The sequence below is a fragment of the Aliiglaciecola sp. LCG003 genome, from assembly GCF_030316135.1.
Classification (GTDB): Bacteria; Pseudomonadota; Gammaproteobacteria; order Enterobacterales; family Alteromonadaceae; genus Aliiglaciecola.
On sequence record NZ_CP128185.1, the window covers coordinates 3,992,637 to 4,011,256 of the forward strand.

Sequence of the window (18,620 nt, forward strand, 5' to 3'; positions counted from 1 at the left end):
AGGATAATCGAACAAAAACATGATCGAGCTTATTTATCAAAATCGACTGCTGTCGACACTGGCTTTAACCACCTTGATGATCTTAGTCAAATATTCCTTGGTAAGTTTTGTTCGTTCACGGGCTAAAAAGAAAAAGCAAGACAAGCGTTATTTAGTCAGCAATATTAAAAATTTGCTCAACTTTGTTTTAATCGTTTTGTTATTAAGTTTCTGGATAAACGAAATTCAGAATTTTGCTTTGTCAATCGCCGCCTTTGCCGTGGCTATTGTACTGGCGACTCGTGAGTTTATACAGTGCATCATTGGATTTTTCTATTTGATGTCCACCCGACCTTTCCGCATTGGCGACTGGATACAAGTGGATGGGTTTGCTGGCGAGGTTTCTGCTACCGATTGGATCAAGAGCACCTTGCTAGAGGTGGATTTAAGTCGTTATCACTATACTGGAAAAACCCTCTTCATCCCTAACAACAAGTTAATTTCCAGCCCGATTAAAAATCTAAATTTCTTAAAGCGCTACGTCACCCACCATTTCACTATTACCCGCGATGAAGACGTTAACCCCTATTTAATTATCGAGCAACTACGCCAACGGGCAAAAGAACAATGCGCTGATTTTTATGATGTTGCAGCTCGATATAATCAAATTATTGAACGTCGACTAGATGTAAAAATCGAAGGGCCAGAACCTCGCATTGAAGTATCCACTAACGATGTAGGCCATACTCAAATTCGCTGCACAATTTTTTGTCCAACCGAAAGAGCATTGGAAATTGAACAAAAGATTATTGCGTCGTTTATGGACCTGTGGTTCACCGAATTCAATAAACCACAAGAGTTCAAATATTAACCAGCTTACAAAGTTATCGAGAGCCCCAAAGGCGTGATATCAATTTCTTTTGGGGCAATATCACCGAAGCCAAAATTGAACTGGTTAAAATCAACCAGAATAATAATCGGCAAATTTCGACCGATGCTTTGTTTTAATGTTCTCACCACCTCATCAGTACCATCAAATTGATTTTCGATGATCTTTAAACTTTGCAACTCTGGCTTTTCAAAGCGTAATTGCTGGGTAATGGGGTGGTAACCAAACTCCCCCTCAATGGTGCCAATTGCTCGCAAGACTTTGCCGTTTTGGATTGCAGTGATAGTACTTGAGATACTTACTTTGTCATCTAAAGCATCAAGTTTAACCATGGGATCTGAAAACGTTGCTTGCACCCCTTGGTACTCTCGCACAATGGGAAACGTCAGATTCAGCATGGTATTGAGTTGTTTTTCGGATATGGTGAAAACGAACGCGAAACTATTAAACGAGCATACCAATAAACTTAAAAAACTTAATTTAACCAATATATGACTCACATTATGTCCTCGTTGTAGATAACTAGGGTTAATACCAATTTAGGCTATAAATGATGTTCCAACAGCTTAATTCATACCACTCTAAAACTGCCCGGCGCGGTTGATTAGTAATGCAAAATATACGCCGTTAGGGTATGTTATCAGCATCATTAGTGATTACGTACTAATAATACCAATCGTGATAATTATCACGATTGGTATAGGTCATGTAGTGTCGAAGCGCTAGCTTCAAAGGTAACAGTCAAGGCTCAAGATGAACGACATTATTTCATTTTTAAACTCACCGGCGTTTACTTTCGCCAAGTATAGTTTCACGTTTTTTGAACTGTTCTTCGTGCCTATTCTGCTGCTTGGAGGCGTTTGGCTAACTCGCAAATTAATTCGACTCATTGTGACTCGGTTAATCGCCAAGGGGGCGAGTCCGGATGTCGTGCATTTGATTAAGCGCATCCTATACATACTTGCCCTGCTGGTGCTCGCCGTTACCACTTTAGATATGCTCAATGTGCCCATCACTGCATTCGCTTTTTTATCTGGCGCAGTCGCGATTGGGTTTGGCTTTGGGGCACAAAACATCATTAATAATTTCATCAGTGGTTGGATATTAATGTGGGAAAGGCCTATCCGCATAGGAGACTTCCTAGAAGTCGACGGCGCACGAGGACGAGTAGAAGCCATTAACACTCGCTCAACCCGCGTCCGTCGAGTAGATGGCGTGCACATGCTCATACCCAATAGTAAGTTATTGGAAAATACCGTGGTTAACTGGACGTTAATCGACCAGCTAACCCGCACATCCATCCGAGTGGGAGTGGCCTATGGTTCAGACTGCCCAAAAGTAAAAGAACTAATCTATCAGGCCACTGTTGCTCAACATGAAGTATTAACCGAGCCCAAGCCATTAGTCATTTTCGATGATTTTGGCGATAGCGCGTTAATATTTGAAGTATTTTTCTGGATAAACGCTACCGTTGAGCGGGATCTACGCAGTATAAGAAGCAATATTCGCTTTAAAATTGACGAACTGTTTAATCAACATGAAGTTGTCATTGCCTTTCCACAAAAAGATGTGCACATTGACGGCGAAATTAAGCTATCCCGTTCAGTCAGACCCTAATTGAGACTAAACTATGACAACACAAAATAGTGCACAGATGAATAATAACGCGTCCAGTTTGCTATGGTCATTGCAAATCGACCAACAGGGCAAAACTGCACCCGGCGCCCACGAAAATGTTTTATCCCAGCCACTTCAAACGGGCTATTCATGGGTGCACTTGCAGTCAGATACACCTGATGCTTGGGACACCATGAAATCATTAGGCTTATCTGATGCTATCTGTGATTCATTATCAGCGCTAGAGACTCGTCCTCGCACCCTACAAATCGGCGGCGGTATCTTGATTTACCTACGAGGTATCAATCTAAATCCAGATGCTGATCCTGAAGACATGGTATCCTTGCGGATCTGGTTCAATGAACACACGGTTATATCTGCTAGGCGAAAGAATCGACAATTACTCTCGGTCCAGGACGCTAAGGCACTGCTCGACAATAATGAGGGCCCGATATCGTCCAGCAATCTTATATTGCTACTTATTGCGAAGATTGCTAGCCGTATCAGTGAAGTTGTCGATGCCTTGGATGATGAGTTGACTGAATTTGAAGCTGAAGGGGGCATCGATAATAGTGCCCGTTTTCAACTTAGCTTAGTCCGACGTAAAGCTGCGGCAGTGCGGCGCTATCTTGCCCCTCAACGTGACGCTTTAGACAACCTTTATCGGATGCCTGGGGTGTTTAACCAAAATCAGGCGTATGAGCTGCGGGATCTTGCCGATCGCATGACTCGTTACGTGGAAGATTTAGATTTAGCCAAAGAACGCGCCATGGTGCTTCAAGATGAACTGCGTAACCGAATAGCAGAGCAGCAAGGCATGCGCATGTATGTCCTGTCTCTCGTCACCGCGATATTCTTACCTTTGTCTTTTTTAACTGGCGTCTTCGGAATGAATGTTTCTGGTTTACCCGGCACAGAAGACCCGGAGGCATTCCAATACCTAGTTACCGGTATGGTAATTGTATCTATTCTTATGCTAGCAGGCATGATGTGGAAAAAGTGGTTATAGCCGCTTTCGACTCCCTTGCTTAAAAGTATTATGTAAAGGCTAATTATGTCAGAGCAATTTTCAGATTTAATTCAAGAAGTCGTCAACGCTGACGATCCTATCGATCAAGAATCACTGAGTCACAAAATAGCGGTACAAGATGTTATCGATATCGCCCTACTACTCGAATCATTGCCTTTGGAGCAGCGTCTTTCTATTTGGCACACATTACCCCGTCACAAACGACTTGAAGTACTGGTGGAGATGCGGGGTGATCCTCGGGAAGTATTATTAGAAGCCACCTCAGATGAAGATTTGGATGAGTTATTTAATGACATTGACGCTGAAACCCTACTTGAACTGTCTGATTCTATGTCGAGCAAGCTTATCGACAAAGCTGTTGATGCGATGGACAAGAAGCAGCAGCTTCACTTTGCCGGTGCGAATCAGTACAGCGAAGAGCAAATCGGCCACTGGGGTAATCGTGACAATCTAATCTTACCGCTAACTGCCAAAGTCAGCGATGCTAAGCGATTTTTGCGTCGTGAAGTGCCAACTTATACTGATTGTATTTATCTGGTCAATCGGGCCGGACAATTTTCAGAAGCGGTCAAATTATTCAAAATATACTCAACGCCAGATCACACCCCGCTGGTGGATCTAGCCGAAGAAGATATTAGTGCGATAAAAGCCAGTGAAGAGTGCGCAAGTGCGGCGCTTACCGTACAGCGTTCTGGATATACCAGCCTACCATTAGTCGATGACGAATATCGTTTTTTAGGGCGAGTAGATATAGGCGCAGCTAGTGAATTAATGAATGAATTTTACGAACGTCAATTGATGGCGGGTGCCGGTATGGATGAAGACGAAGATTTGTTTTCACCGGTACGTAAAAGCGCCCGCAACAGAGCCCTTTGGCTGGGAATTAATTTGCTTACTGCATTTTTAGCCTCATGGTTTATTGGTTTATTTGAGGTTACTTTGCAACAAGTTGTAGCCCTTGCTGTCCTAATGCCTGTAGTGGCAAGTATGGGCGGAATCGCTGGCAGCCAAACACTGACGCTAATAATCAGAGGTTTGGCACTTGGTCAGGTGACCTCGGCCAACCTAAAAGCCTTAATGATCAAAGAACTAAAAGTGGGTGGGCTCAATGGTGTGATCTGGGCTATTGTTATTGCAACAGTCGCATCATTCTGGTTCGAAAGTGCCATGCTCGGAATAGTCATAGGTATCGCCATATTGATCAACATTTGTGCGGCGGCGCTGGCTGGTGTGGGTGTGCCTGTGATGTTGGATAAGCTTAAATTGGATCCTGCACTGTCCGGTTCTGTGGTATTAACCACGGTAACTGACATCGTTGGCTTTGTGGCATTTTTAGGCTTAGGTTCTATTTTTCTCGTTTAGCAGACCTGCTTGGCTGGATGTGTCACGATTTTTGCTTTAGTCATGATGTTTTTATCGATTCATTGAAGATGTGAGATTAGATTTGTTGCGAGTTGCGATATCCCTTTTACTGTTAGTCCCCTTTGCTGTGTTTGGATTAAATGCGACCCTGCATGGGGTAAAAAACGGCGAGCTTGAAAATAATATACAGGCTCATTTAAGTGCGCTAGAGACCCCTAAACAATGCAGTTTGTCTAACGATGCACAAGATACTATCGAGAGTAAAATTGCGCTGGCAGCCAAAGCCTTGGGCTATTATCAAATAAAAGTTGATTCGATTACATTTAGTGACAGCAAAGATTGCGACAAGCTCATCATCCATGTCGAGGAGGGCCCACGGGTAAAGATTTCTGAGTTAAATGTAAAGATTACAGGGGATGGCAAATCTGACCGAAAATTTGAAGAGTTGCTGGCGAGCTTTCCTTTAAAAGCTGAGCAGCCGCTGATACACAGCGCATATAAAACCGGCAAAAGTCGCTTTGACTCCATGGCATTGAACCGCGGCTACTTTGACAGCAAGTTTGTCACCAGTGAAATCGTGGTCAACGTACTCAATAACAGCGCGATTATTAATCTTGAATATGACACTGGCCCCCGTTATCGTTTTGGGGAATTGATTATGCCCGATAATTCAAGGGCTGCAGAATTAATCACATCGGTATTACCCTTTAAAGTTGGAGAAGTCTATTTAGCCAGTAAATTGGGCGAGTTCAATCAGAACCTTGGGCAGACCGGTTATTTTCAACAAATTGTCGCCCGTCCACTATTACAAAAATCCACAAATCATCAAATTCCCATCGAAATTATTGCCGTAAGTCGTCCTCGAGATATTTTTAATGTTGGTGTGGGCGCTTCGACTAACCTAGGCCCCAAGTTAACTTTGAACTGGCAGCGTCCTTGGGTAAATAATGCTGGTCACAGCGTAGGCGCCGACATATCAGTATCAGCTCCCGAACAAGACGTAAGCTTTAAATATAAGATTCCGCTGGAAGATCCCTTGAATAACTACTTTTCTATCCAGACAGGATTTAAAGCAAAAGATAATAACGATTCCAATTTCGAAACCTTTACCGTTGCCACCCAGCGTCATTGGTCTGATTCTGAGGCGTTGGATTGGAACAAAACTGCATTTTTACGTTATGAGCTTACCCACTTCCAGCAAGCGGAATTACCTAGAGAAACCACTGGGTTATTGATCCCAGGTTTTACCCTTAGTCGTCACCGAACAAGGGGTGGCTTGGATGTAAACTGGGGCGACCAACAAATGCTGACCATTGAAGTTGCCCGCGAGTCGTTACTTTCTGACATCGATTTAGCGCGCATTACCTTTCAAACAAAATGGTTACGTAGCCTAGGCGAACATCGTTTTCTATTCCGCGCAGAAGTGGGTGCCTTAACCAGCAGTAATTTCGATCAAGTGACACCCAACTTGCGATATTTCGCCGGTGGCGACCAAAGTGTGCGTGGATTTGATTATGAAAGCTTGGCGCCAAGAGAAATCGACGAAAACGGTGTGGAAGGGGAACTGCTCGGTGCTAAATATCTGAATGTAGCCAGTTTAGAGTACTCCTATCCAGTTGCTGACAAATGGCGAGCAGCAGTATTTACCGATGTCGGGGGCGCGAGTAACAAACCACTGGAAAAACTGGCCTACAGCGTAGGTGTGGGGGGGAGTTGGATGTCTCCTGTTGGACCTATACGGATTTATTTAGCCAGAGGTTTTGGTGATTATGGTACGGCTAACCGGATCCACTTTGCCATGGGCCCTGTATTATGAAATGGCTTAAGATAGCCAGTTACACCTTTTTACTGATGCTAACCCTAATGGTTTTCGTCAGTTCTCCGTGGGGTACCTCACTAAGTTTATCTATTTTGAATTCGCAAGTGGATGGATTAGAAATCAAACATGATTCTGGCGGTCTGTGGGGTGAACTTAAGCTAAGTTCAGTCAAGTGGAAAGTACCAGGCACTGAGGTTAAAGCACAAAACATAATTACAAAACTTAGTTGGCTGTGCAGTTTTCCTAATCAATTATGCTTAGACAAACTCCACGTCGGTAAAGTAACCGTAGTTGTGGGCCAACAACCGCCAACTGCGGAACAGCAATCCACTGCTACTGAAAAAATCACACTGCCGTTCGCAGTTTCCAGCCCCGATATCTCTATCGGCAACGTCAATGTAAACATTGATGAGGTGGCTAAAATCAGTTGGTCATCACTTCAAACTGATTTTAGCATGCACAAACGCTTGGCGATTAAACGTTTGCTATTGACCGAACCAAGCATAGTGTTGGCGCCGGTAAAAGTTACTGACGCGACTAAGAATCAGCAACCCAGGTTAGATATTAACGCTATTTCGCAGTGGCAATATGAGCCATTAGTTTTGCCAAAACTGACAATTCCACTGAATGTATCAGTAGATTCTATGTTGATAACTAAGGCGAAAGTATCACAACAACAGCAAACTCAATTTGAATTCGACAAATTAACCTCGAAATTGTCGGTAGTGAATAGCCATATTCAGATTTCTGAGTTGACGATTAATCATCCTACGGGGTGGCTCGAAGGCAATTTGGATTTACGCTCCAATTACCTTACCAAGGCAAATATTCGACTAAAAAGTGGCGGACAAAAAGATAATCCCAACACTGCTCCCTTTGGTATTTCATTGTTAGGAACCCAGCCAATTGAACTCAAAGCAGCTATTAATGGTGACCTAAACCAATTGTCATTGCGTGCCGAGTTGCAGGGGGACATTGCTGGTAGCGTCAATGCCAGTCTACAACTTGCCAATCCGCGCCTCCCCGCGGATATAAAAATCAAATGGCAAAAAGTTGAATTCGGTGATGACAGTGCCAAGCAGCAACTAAGCATAGACCCAGGTAATCTGACCCTGGTCGGCGATCTAAATAGCTATAACTTGGATTTGCAAACAGGTGTCAAAACAGCAGATTTGCCCCATGTAAAAATCAATCTTAAAGCCGATGGCAATAACCGCAATATTCAGCTCAGTCAGGCCACGGTGCATACCTTGAATGGTCAGATAGATAGCCTAGGTTCGCTGCAACTGACTAACAAATTAGTCTGGCAATCAAAGACGCAGATAACGAAATTGAAGCCCGATGCGTTCTGGCCCCAATTGCAAGGTGTGATCAACGGCAATCTTCAGCACAACGGTGAATATTCGGCCACAGGGTTCAAGGTTGATGTAACCCAGTTAGCAGGTAATGGCGAATGGTTAGGTTACCCGCTGGAAGCATTAGGAACGGCTTCATATGACTCAGTCAAAGGACTAGAGATCCCGCAATTAACGATTTCAAATGGAGATAATAGTGTTGCGGTCACTGCTAAGATGGATACTTCCCAACAAATTGAAGCAGAAATTGAGTTCAATGGTGATGACTTGGCTCAGTTATACCCCGGCATTCAGGGTACAACCTCGTTAAACGCCAAAATAACTGGGAGTGTGGCACATCCGCAAATAAATTATAAATTGGCTGCTCATGATCTTAGGTTTGAGCAAATATCATTGCAGGCAGTTACCGGAAAAGGCGATATTAACTGGGACGAGGATAAACAAATAGATATCGCTTTGGCGTTATCCGAGTTACAAATCAATCAAGAAGTCATAGAATCGATTTCAATTGCATTGCAGGGCAATGCCGAGCAGCACACTTTAAATACTAAAATTGATTCTGCAGTGATCAAGTTGGAGTCTCAGATAAGTGGTCAGTTATTTGAGAGTAAATGGCAAGGAGAGTGGCAAAAAGGCCATTTTAAAAGCCAATGGGGCAGTTATGTGCTCAATCAGGCTGACACGCAGATTCTGGCTGATTGGCACCAGCAAATTTATCGCCTTGCCCCCCATTGTTGGCATGATGATGATGCCCAATTGTGTGTGAACTTAGCCGAATTTGTAGATCAGCAGGCAAGGTTCGATTTGTCAGGAGAAAAGCTCGAGTTACTACAAATAGTCAGCCAATTTCTGCCTGAGGTAAAACAAATCAGTTCAGATACACGATTCTTTTTTAACGCCAAAGGTAACTGGCGCCAAGGTGAATTGCCCAATGCTCAAATTGATAGCTATCTGACCCCATCACAACTGACCTTTACCGGTTTCAAGCGACCGATTGACATGCAGAAATTTGCATTCAATCTGACCTCGGATACCCAACAAGTCGTATCGACCTTTGAGCTTAGAACTCAACAGTCAGGCAGTATTATGCTGACTGCCAATTTGCAGGACCTCACCCAAACGAAAGGCCTAGAGGGCTCCCTGAGTATCAATAACTGGCTTTTGAGTCCATATAAAGAGCTAGTACCACAATTAACAGAACTAAACGGCGTAATTCAGGGCGACTTGGCACTCTCAGGTAGCCTAGATAAACCGCTGCTCAATGGAAAGCTACTGGTTAAAGATGTAGTGCTAGCAGGGGATGCTCTGCCCGGCAGAATTGACGCCTGGACACAAGAAGTGGAATTTGCCGGTCAAAAAGCCAAACTCAATGGTGAATTTTTGTTTGGCAAAGGTAAAGGCAAAAGTTCCGGCTCAATAGATTGGTCTGAACAATTGATCGGTGATATCGGCCTTACCGGTGATAATTTTGAACTTGAATATCGAGATACCGTCAGAGCACGTTTTTCTCCGCAAATTCAGCTGTTATTGCAGCCGGAGTCTATCAAAGTTGATGGGAAAGTTGACGTGTTTTACGCCAGAATTAAAGTCAAGGAACTACCACCGGATGCGCAAACTCCTTCTGATGATGAAGTTATCGTCAACCAACCGAAAAAAGTTGATGAGGGACGTCCGCTTGATTTCAGTCTAACAGTCAATATTGATCCCCAGCGAAGAGACGATGTGAAGCTCGAAGCCTTTGGTTTGAAGACAGATTTACGCGGCTCACTGGAGCTTAAACAATATGAGAATAAATTTACAGGCGTAGGTGATTTACGCTTAATTAACGGTAAATACCGTGCCTATGGCCAGGATTTAATTATCCAAAAAGGTGAAATCCTCTTCTCCGGTCCTATGGATAGCCCCACCCTAGATATCATCGCCATTCGCAATCCGGAAAAAACTCAGGATGGTGTACTGGCCGGAATTAAAGTTTATGGCCCCTCGGAACAACCATCAGTAGAGATATATTCAGAACCGACTATGGTGCAAAGTGAGGCTTTATCCTACCTATTGAGAGGACAAAGTTTAGGAGCACCAGGGCAAAGTGCAGACGACCAGCTGCTCGCCTCGGTATTGCTAAGCGCGGGTCTAAAAGGCAGCGAAAATAAAGTCGATCAATTGGGTCGAAAGTTCGGTATTGAAGATCTGGCGCTGGGCACCTCAAGTGATGATAAAAATGGTACTCAAGTTTCCATTACTGGCTATATCGCACCAGGAGTACAATTAAGCTACGGCGTTAACGTATTCGATTCCACCTCTCAGGTAAGTCTTAGATATCAGTTACTACCTAGCTTATATTTAAAAGCTATCAGTGGGGCTGAAGACGAAGTCAAAATCGAGTATCAATTTAGCTTAGGTGAACGGGATACAACGAAGCAATCATCGGACAAAGAATCCAAGTAGATAGCCGCTAAACAATTTTTATTCAGTGTCATGACTCTAATGGGTTTTGATACTGAATAACCGGTTAATTGGCCCTAGTGCATATATTGTTAAAGGCTTTCAATCCCCACCAACCGGCCACACTGCACAATCCAGTCACACAGATACCCCACAGCCAGTCTTGAAGTGAAATAGCCAAGGGCCAACCCTCAAGCAAAGAATAATTGGTCATGTTGTATGCACCGTATGCGGCTGCACCGAGCAATGCCCCATCGAAACATGCCCTGCAAGCTGATTTGTTAGCAGCAGGTAGGACGACTAACCACACGATCACTGCGCTATACATCAAATAGAATATAACCCAGGGTGCGACCAAAACGTCTTCACGCATCAACCCTTGCATCGCTTGCAGGTACGTTTCTTTAGCCAATAGTCCCAGCCAGATACCATCCAATATAACGAAGGCAAGTATCACGGTTAACATTGAAATGAAGAACTTTTTCACAATTAATTCTCGTTTAGGCTGAAATGGATACATTATTTACTTTTAAAGGAGCAGGATAAATGAAATCATCCTATCTAATATCAACGTAATTCCGCTCACAAGGATCAACGGGTGAAATCTATTAATAACTTATCCTTAACCATACTAATGTTAATCCTGAGCATTGTTTCTGCAATGGCTTTCGCCCAAGACGCCTCAGCAGATGACCCCGAAGAGGTAAAAGAAGCTGTAGAACAGCCTTATGCGGCTATGGTCACCGTCCTTGAAGAACGGCAAAAGTCCGATTCTCTAGCGCTCAAAGACCCCTATACTCTCTCTCAATATAGATTGAATTACCTAGTGCCAATATCCTATATCAAGGACCCTAATCCATCAGGTTTTGCCGAGGAAGACCCTGACAGTATCGATAATATTGAGGCCAAATACCAAATTAGCGTGAAGCTTCCTATATATGTTAATCAAGAAAATGCGTCGGGGATGTACTTGGGTTTTACCGCTGTATCATTCTGGCAGGTTTACAACAGCGAAATTTCTAAACCTTTCCGGGAAACCAATTATGAACCTGAAGTGTTCTATTCGTGGCAAACAAATTACCGCTTCTTTGGCATTAAGTTTAATCAGATCCACTTTGGATTGAATCACCAGTCTAATGGCCAAAGTGGATTGAGGTCCCGCAGTTGGAATCGTCTGTATGCATCGGCTTTGTTCAGTGACGAGGACTCAATCTATTACTTAAAGACTTGGTATAGATTAAAAGAGGACGACAAAGTCGATCCTAATAGTGCCAACGGAGACGACAACCCCGACATCACCCATTACCTCGGTCATTTTGAGATCGGTTATGGCAAAAAAGTTGGTAATTTCAATATCTTGGCGTTACTGCGTAACAATTTAAAAGCTGACAATAAGGGTAGTATCGACTTAACCATTTCTTACCCGCTATCTGAGCGATATGATGTCATCCTCCAATACTTTAACGGCTATGGTGACTCCTTGATAGATTATAACCGCCATCAGCAACGCATAGGTTTAGGGATTCAACTGAAGTTTTTATAAAATCTCATTGATTCAGCTTGGTTACACCGATATGCCCTTTCAAATTAATGGCCTCACGTAATGCCGTGATATGGTCTGGACAGGCAGATTCAAACTCTGTATGCCAGCGCCAGTAATGAGTATGGGTGAAGAGTCTTGGATACCGCCCCGGGTAGGCGGCCTGCACATTGATATCCATTATGGGGGTATCGGGTTGCGCCTCAGACTGCTGACTAGTTGCGGTAATTTGAGGATTGGCGAAAGCGCGACTGACCGGTCCAGAGACTAAGTCACCGCCAAATATTTTGAACGCTTTAGAATAAATGTTCGTCCAGCGGACTAAGCTAAACACGGCTCCATGATGCAAATACTTATCTTTGTCTGTTTGATAATAATAGTGCTCATTTTCCTTAACTGGTGGGGAAGTTGGATATTGGCGGTCGAGCTTCCTATCATTAAATTCATGTTTAGATTCGAACAGCAAGAAGTCAGCATAGGTTAATGGACTGCCTAAGGTAATCAAATCTGAAATTAACCATGGTGTATGTTTAAGTTTAGCCTTATCAGCCATGGCACAATCTATTTGCAATTGGTTGAATAGCTGATTTTGTAAACTGCGATACTGCTGCGCGTTGGGTTGGTTGTCCATCGACTCCATCTGATGAATAATGTTCAGTGCCTCAGCGGTCAATGCCAGTCCCTTGCCATTTTGATTTTTAAATTTATTACTTCTAGCCCAATACTGGCTCAATATATCATAAGCGATTACCGAGCCTAAACTATGGCCGACTAAAACAATACGATCGTAGTTACCTGTGGCAACAATACTTTCAAGCAAGGTTACACCGCCGTCTCGAATCGCTTGGCGAACCTTAATATTCGATGGCGAAGCAGTGATATAACGGGCCACATCACCCAAATAGCGCACAACTTTCCACAATACCCAAGCCAGTATTGCTAGTAATAAGGGTTTTATCATGATGTAAATGATGCTCTTAACATGCGCCCAACTCATATATTCTAGTTGCTGCGACTCGGCGCCTGTTGTTGACCCTATTAAGATCAAAAATGTGATAAATGAAATCGCAAAAATTAAGCCCCAGACTAGGAAAATAAGAGGCTGGAGGGCCTTGGGAAATTCCGCCGGACGACGAGCCAAAAGGGTAAACAGCCAGGATTTCAAATGTTCCATGGTTGTGCCAACGGTATGGTGGGCCCAATAGTATTCGTAAAAATCAACCCGAGATGTGGTTTTACTCGCAGAACTGTGCTTAATTTTTGCATAATCTGTGGTTAATCGGCGATGTTCAAAGGACTCTGACACTTCACTGGGTTTATTCCAGAAACGTGTATTACTTAATTCGGTATCTTTGACCCAAATCGATTTGACGAATTCTCTAACCGTTTGCATTGGTCTTTGTTCACCAATGCCATGCACTAATACAACTGCTTGTTTTTTTCGCTGATCCATCACATTGCCCCTGTCCAACTCGCTCGTCTAAATATTAGCCAAAAGTAGATTGAAAAGGTAGTTTTGTTGTGTCTTGTTTCCAATGCACTAAAATCACATGGTCAGGGATCTAAAAGCCACATGATTGCGTAATTTTAGTTAACCTTTTAGGCTCTGTTCGGTGCCGTGACCATAAACCCTATTCGACCTCATGAGTGACTATTTTGAGCAAACCAAACACCTCAAGCAAAAACGCCTTTCGATTATTGCTAAGTATCGCCAGTTGCACCAAGCTAGCTGACTTGTTGGCATCGTCAAAAACTACACTGCCTTATATTCTCAGCGCCAGCGGCGCCCCCTCTTGGTTGATATCCATTCTGGTCCCAGTGAAAGAATCAGGCTCTATGATCCCTCAGTGGATACTTAAAACTTGGGTTTCCCATAAATTCGAAAACCGTAGTCAGTTTTGGCGCATCGGAGCAGCAATGCAAGGCCTTGGCATTTTAAGTTTAGTGCCGGTGATCGCCCTGCTGCAAGGCAACATCATGGCATGGTCGGTATTTAGCTTGCTACTCCTAACAAGTTTCGGCCGCTCGATTTGCTCATTAACCATGAAAGATATTCAAGCAGAGACCATAGATAAAGGTCGGCGAGGGCGGCTGATCGGACTGGCTTCATCCTTATCAGGCGGCTTGACGCTGATCTCGGCCTTGATTTTCGTATTCATCAACGATGTTCAGAGCCACCTTCTTGCTTACAGTATATTGCTGCTGGGCGGGTGTCTGTTTCTCACCTCCATCGCCCTTTCAATGCCGCTGCATGTGCAATATCAGATAAAGTCCCAAGACAAAGATAAGCCTATCAGTTTCAGAACGTTATTGAGCCAAGAGGCAAACCTTAGACACATAGTCATTAGTCGCGTCCTGCTGATGAATAGCGCGCTAATCGTACCCTATGTGGTTGCGGCTTCCTCTATGGGAGATAGCAGCGACACCCCATCAACATTACCCTATTTCATCGGCCTGTCGGCCCTTGCTTCGTTATTGTCTTCCTTTATTTGGGGCGTGTTGGCAGATAAAGGGGCGCTTTTGACCCTGCGAGTAGCTGCTACTATTTGCACAATCAGCAGTTTTGTCGTTGCTTATGGTCTCGGCCAGTTGTCAGACAATATGATCTTATTGCTATTTTTTATTTTGATGCTAGGCCATGCGGGCATCCGTACTGCCCGTAAAACCTATCTGCTGGATATAACAGAACGCAGCAATAGAACCGAATATGTCGCCGCGGCAAACACTTGTGTTGGCTTAAGTTTACTTACAATAGGAGGCATCTACGCCCTTATATACCAGTTGTTGGGCGAGCAAATTATTTATTTAATGGGTTTTTTTATGTTGCTCGGATTGATTCAAAGCGTGAAATTGCAGAAGGTGCATTGACCTTCTGCTGCCGCACTATTTTTTTGCTAAAATTTGCGCTGCCTGTTTTGCGAAATAAGTCAATATTCCATCAGCACCAGCTCGTTTGAAAGCCAACAGTGATTCCATAATAACAGCCTCTTCTTCAAGCCAGCCATTTTCAAATGCCGCTTTGTGCATGGCATATTCCCCACTCACTTGGTAGGCAAAGGTTGGTACCTTAAAATTATCCTTACACCGTCGTACAATATCCAGATAGGGCATACCCGGTTTCACCATCACCATATCCGCCCCTTCCTCAATATCTAGCGCAATTTCTCGTAGCGCTTCATCCGAATTGGCCGGGTCCATTTGATAGCTTTTTTTGTTTCCCCCTTTGATGTTGGCAGCTGAACCCACCGCATCTCGAAAAGGACCATAATAACTTGAAGCATATTTAGCGGAGTAAGCCATTATACATGTATTGATATGTCCTGCTTGTTCTAAGGCATTGCGGATAATACCTATGCGGCCGTCCATCATGTCAGATGGCGCAACAATATCTGCGCCGGCTTCAGCATGAGATAAAGCTTGTTTGACAAGCACTTCACAAGTTTCATCATTTAACACATAGCCCTGCTCGTTGATTAAACCATCTTGGCCGTGAGAGGTAAAAGGGTCTAATGCCACATCAGTGATAACCGCTAGCTCTGGTACTGACTGTTTAAGTGCTCTCACGGCTTTTTGCGCTAACCCTTGAGGGTTGAATGCTTCGCTGGCACAGTTTGTTTTTAGCTCCATCGCGGTGACAGGAAAAATAGCGATAGCGGGAATACCCAGGGCGACCAATTCTTGGGCCTCTTTCACCAATAGATCAATCGACATGCGCTCGATGCCGGGCATTGACTCAATGGTTTCAGTGCGATTGTTGCCTTCTAATACAAACATAGGATAAATCAGATCTTTGCTACTAAGAGCACTCTCAGCCATCATTGCTCGGGTGTATTCATGTTGACGCATACGTCTCATGCGATTAGCTGGATATTGTGGCTTGAACATACAGATGTAACCTTATTTACTAAATACTGTCGCGAGCATGCAGGTGAAAGCCTTCAACTCGGTTGCGACCATTTCGTTTGGCTTGATATAGCGCTTTATCGGCGCCTTCGAGCAAGCCCATTTCATCTTCATTACTTGTCACTACTGTAGTCGCCACACCGGCGCTAACAGTGACATTTAGGTTGAGATCATCGGCTTGTATCACCATATCAAAAATTTGCTGCCGAACCCTTTCCGCCAATTGCATGGCGCCGTCTAAATCAGTATTAGGTAATATCAATGCAAATTCTTCACCGCCATAACGGCAAGCATCATCGGTCACCCGTTTTAAGTTTGCTTTTAACGCACTGGCAACGTGTTTAATCACTTCATCACCCACCACGTGACCGTAACTGTCGTTGATCTTTTTAAAATGATCAATATCTAGCATAACCACGGAAAGCTCTGTTTGCTCTCGTCGACATCGCCTTACTTCGGCTTGATATTTTTTATCAAAATGTTTGCGATTACGGATGCCAGTGAGACTGTCAGTCAGTGTTTGTTGCTCTAACTCATTGTTAGTTTCCGATAATTCTCTCAAGGCGATTTCTAATTCCAGTGTGCGTTCCTGAACCTTATATTCTAGGTCTTCTTGTGCTTCCTCCTTGCGTTTGATGGTCGCTTCTTGATTCTCACGTTTGACCCGCTCATGGATCAAAGCTAATTCTTGTTTCTTAAACAGATCGTCACGCTGCTGCCCATAAACAATAGCTAGGGCGAATGCAAGCATGAAGGTTTCAATTGCCGCCCCTAACATCAACATATAATGGGCCGCCGTGTCTACTTTGATAATGTTGGCGCTTTCGAAGCTAGATAAAAACCCACTGACCAACAGCGCAGACCAAGCTAGTAAATAGAAGCGGGCTATTTTAACCCCTTTAATCCACAACAAGATGCCAGTGGCAAATACTATGGTGACAGACAGACACAGCAGGACCAAAAAGATCTTGATATATAGATAATAGCTAATTACCAGACTGCCAATTAACGCCAATGCAAGTACCCAAGCTTGGGCCTTAAGTACCTTGTACATAAATTGACTATTGGCTTTGACATTCAATAGTTGCAAACTAAATATGGTAACGAACAAGATTGTGCTGGTGGCAAAAATTCCGATACTTTTGCTCTGCAACCAAACCCAATCTGGCCAGATATATTTAAAACCAAGGCCGTGCAGGGTTGCCAGTGTGACCGCCATAGACACAACATATAAACTGTATGTTAAGAATGTCTGGGAGCCGGTGGTCACATAGAAAAATAAGTTACTCAATGTCATGGCTGCCATAAAGCCAAAAAACAATCCTAAGATAAGATTGTGCTCTCCATTATAGAGTAAGTATTCACTTTCACCCCAAACCCTTACAGGTAGCTTAGCGGTTCCAGCTGTTTGCATGCGGATTATGACATTCAGCGACTGCTTCGAAGTAGGGATGGCAAAAAGTAATCGTTCGGTTTTGATATTACGATGTTCAAACTCGTAACTGTCACCCTCATGATATTCTGAAAGGAGTTGATCACCTTGGTAAAACCAAACATCCACCTCATCCAGCATACTGTAGTCGACTTCTAATAAACGCGATTTCTCACTGGGAAAGACAGGAATGGAGAACTTGAACCAAAATGGGTGCGTTGACATGCCATAGGATAGAACGTCACTTGTTTCCATTTGCCATTGGCTGTCATCAATGCTCTGTATAGTTTCTATAGTATATTGACCGTCATAATCCTTTAAAACCAGAGTGCCCTTATTGATTTCATACAAATAAGTTGACGCTGTGCCTATCTTGGAAACACTTAATATAGTCAGCAGTGCCACGATACAAATCGCCGCGATGGACCACGTTTGATGATAGCGAATCGATCGACCTTTAATCAGCAAAGCGTGCCTCCAGTCCGAAAACAGCCATAGTATTGCACCAACTTGCTTGCTTCAGCAGTTGTAAATCCAGTTGCAGTAAATTAGCAATATACTCGGCGATGTGGGGTAAATTTGCCGGATGATTACTACTAGATTTACCCTTTAAACTCTTTGGTCTAAGGTAAGGGGAATCGGTCTCTAGCAACAGCCTGTCTAATGGCAAGTAGTGGAGCGCCTCACGTAAATCTTGTCCCCGTTTGGGATCACAGACCCAACCGGTTACACCAATATAGAAACCTAAATCCAAATACTGTTCTAATTGCTGTTGATTGCCGGTAAAACAATGCACGACACCACCCGATAAATCATCAGAATAGCGCTTAAGCAATGCTATTTGAGTTTCAAACGCATCCCGTTCATGCAAATACACCGGTAAATTCAGCTCGCATGCAAGCTGCAGTTGCTGCTCGAATACTATTTGCTGAGTGTCCGCTGGGGAGAAATTGCGGTTAAAGTCCAGACCGCATTCACCAATGGCCACCACCTGATCTTGTAAAGCCAGATGCTTCATTTGAGTAATAAAACCGGCTTGGGTATCTTTGGCATTATGCGGATGTACCCCAACGGTTGCGACTATCCTGTGGGGAAATTGTTTGGCAAGTGCTACACATTCTACTGATTGAGCTATTGATGTTCCGATACTGACTAATCCGGTAACATCTAATTCTAGGGCGCTGCTGATAGTCTCCTCGACAGGCAAACGCCTGTCTGGAATATTAACGCCAATATCAAACCAATGAGGCAA

The 18,620-nt window shown here is 43.7% G+C and carries 14 protein-coding genes; 8 read left to right on the plus strand and 6 right to left on the minus strand.

Translation table 11 applies throughout. From position 1 onward, the window contains the following. Nucleotides 1-19 precede the first annotated feature (19 nt). Entirely contained in the window at nt 20-850 is an 831-nt protein-coding gene (locus QR722_RS17415) for a mechanosensitive ion channel family protein (RefSeq protein ID WP_286284232.1), read from the plus strand. Nucleotides 851-855: 5 nt separating this feature from the next. On the opposite strand, the gene QR722_RS17420 is transcribed toward QR722_RS17415, so the two are convergent. Beyond that, entirely contained in the window at nt 856-1,368 is a 513-nt protein-coding gene (locus QR722_RS17420; RefSeq protein WP_286284233.1) for a hypothetical protein, read from the minus strand. Between the two features lie 253 nt (nt 1,369-1,621). Between QR722_RS17420 and QR722_RS17425 the strand changes: the two genes are divergently transcribed. From QR722_RS17425 to tamB, 5 genes are all read left to right on the plus strand, one after another. Further along, nucleotides 1,622-2,485, plus strand: a complete 864-nt coding sequence (locus QR722_RS17425; RefSeq protein ID WP_286284235.1) for a mechanosensitive ion channel family protein — start codon at nt 1,622-1,624, stop codon at nt 2,483-2,485. Nucleotides 2,486-2,498: 13 nt separating this feature from the next. Continuing rightward, nucleotides 2,499-3,494 carry a zinc transporter ZntB gene (locus QR722_RS17430; RefSeq protein ID WP_286284236.1) on the plus strand — a complete coding sequence of 332 codons (996 nt, stop codon included), beginning with the start codon at nt 2,499-2,501 and terminating at the stop codon, nt 3,492-3,494. Nucleotides 3,495-3,539: 45 nt separating this feature from the next. After that, entirely contained in the window at nt 3,540-4,877 is a 1,338-nt protein-coding gene (locus tag QR722_RS17435) for a magnesium transporter (RefSeq protein WP_286284237.1), read from the plus strand. Between the two features lie 70 nt (nt 4,878-4,947). Next, entirely contained in the window at nt 4,948-6,693 is a 1,746-nt protein-coding gene (locus tag QR722_RS17440) for an autotransporter assembly complex protein TamA (protein WP_286284238.1), read from the plus strand. After that, the gene (tamB, locus tag QR722_RS17445; RefSeq protein WP_286284239.1) at nt 6,690-10,496 is read left to right on the plus strand and encodes an autotransporter assembly complex protein TamB; all 3,807 of its coding nucleotides are present in this window, start codon (nt 6,690-6,692) and stop codon (nt 10,494-10,496) included. Before QR722_RS17440 ends, tamB begins: the two co-directional genes overlap by 4 nt. A gap of 64 nt (nt 10,497-10,560) precedes the next feature. On the opposite strand, the gene QR722_RS17450 is transcribed toward tamB, so the two are convergent. Next, nucleotides 10,561-10,980, minus strand: coding sequence for a DUF2177 family protein (locus QR722_RS17450; RefSeq protein ID WP_286284240.1), 420 nt, complete (start codon nt 10,978-10,980; stop codon nt 10,561-10,563). 111 nt (nt 10,981-11,091) lie between these two features. Between QR722_RS17450 and QR722_RS17455 the strand changes: the two genes are divergently transcribed. Continuing rightward, the gene (locus QR722_RS17455) at nt 11,092-12,036 is read left to right on the plus strand and encodes a phospholipase A (RefSeq protein ID WP_286284241.1); all 945 of its coding nucleotides are present in this window, start codon (nt 11,092-11,094) and stop codon (nt 12,034-12,036) included. A gap of 4 nt (nt 12,037-12,040) precedes the next feature. Here QR722_RS17455 and QR722_RS17460 read toward each other — a convergent pair whose 3' ends face one another. Next, complete coding sequence (locus tag QR722_RS17460) at nt 12,041-13,486, minus strand: hypothetical protein (RefSeq protein WP_286284242.1); 1,446 nt, start codon at nt 13,484-13,486, stop codon at nt 12,041-12,043. Between the two features lie 203 nt (nt 13,487-13,689). On the opposite strand from QR722_RS17460, the gene QR722_RS17465 reads away from it, so the two are divergent. Further along, nucleotides 13,690-14,901: an MFS transporter gene (locus QR722_RS17465; RefSeq protein ID WP_286284243.1), complete on the plus strand. Its 1,212-nt coding sequence runs from the start codon at nt 13,690-13,692 to the stop codon at nt 14,899-14,901. A 15-nt stretch (nt 14,902-14,916) separates the two neighbouring features. Here QR722_RS17465 and hemB read toward each other — a convergent pair whose 3' ends face one another. The 3 genes from hemB to QR722_RS17480 are packed head-to-tail and all read right to left on the minus strand — an operon-like array spanning nt 14,917 to nt 18,620. After that, complete coding sequence (hemB, locus tag QR722_RS17470) at nt 14,917-15,918, minus strand: porphobilinogen synthase (protein WP_286284244.1); 1,002 nt, start codon at nt 15,916-15,918, stop codon at nt 14,917-14,919. Nucleotides 15,919-15,937: 19 nt separating this feature from the next. Continuing rightward, on the minus strand, nt 15,938-17,836 hold the full coding sequence (locus QR722_RS17475) for a sensor domain-containing diguanylate cyclase (protein WP_286284245.1): 1,899 nt from the start codon (nt 17,834-17,836) through the stop codon (nt 15,938-15,940). After that, complete coding sequence (locus QR722_RS17480; RefSeq protein ID WP_286284246.1) at nt 17,826-18,620, minus strand: TatD family hydrolase; 795 nt, start codon at nt 18,618-18,620, stop codon at nt 17,826-17,828. Before QR722_RS17480 ends, QR722_RS17475 begins: the two co-directional genes overlap by 11 nt.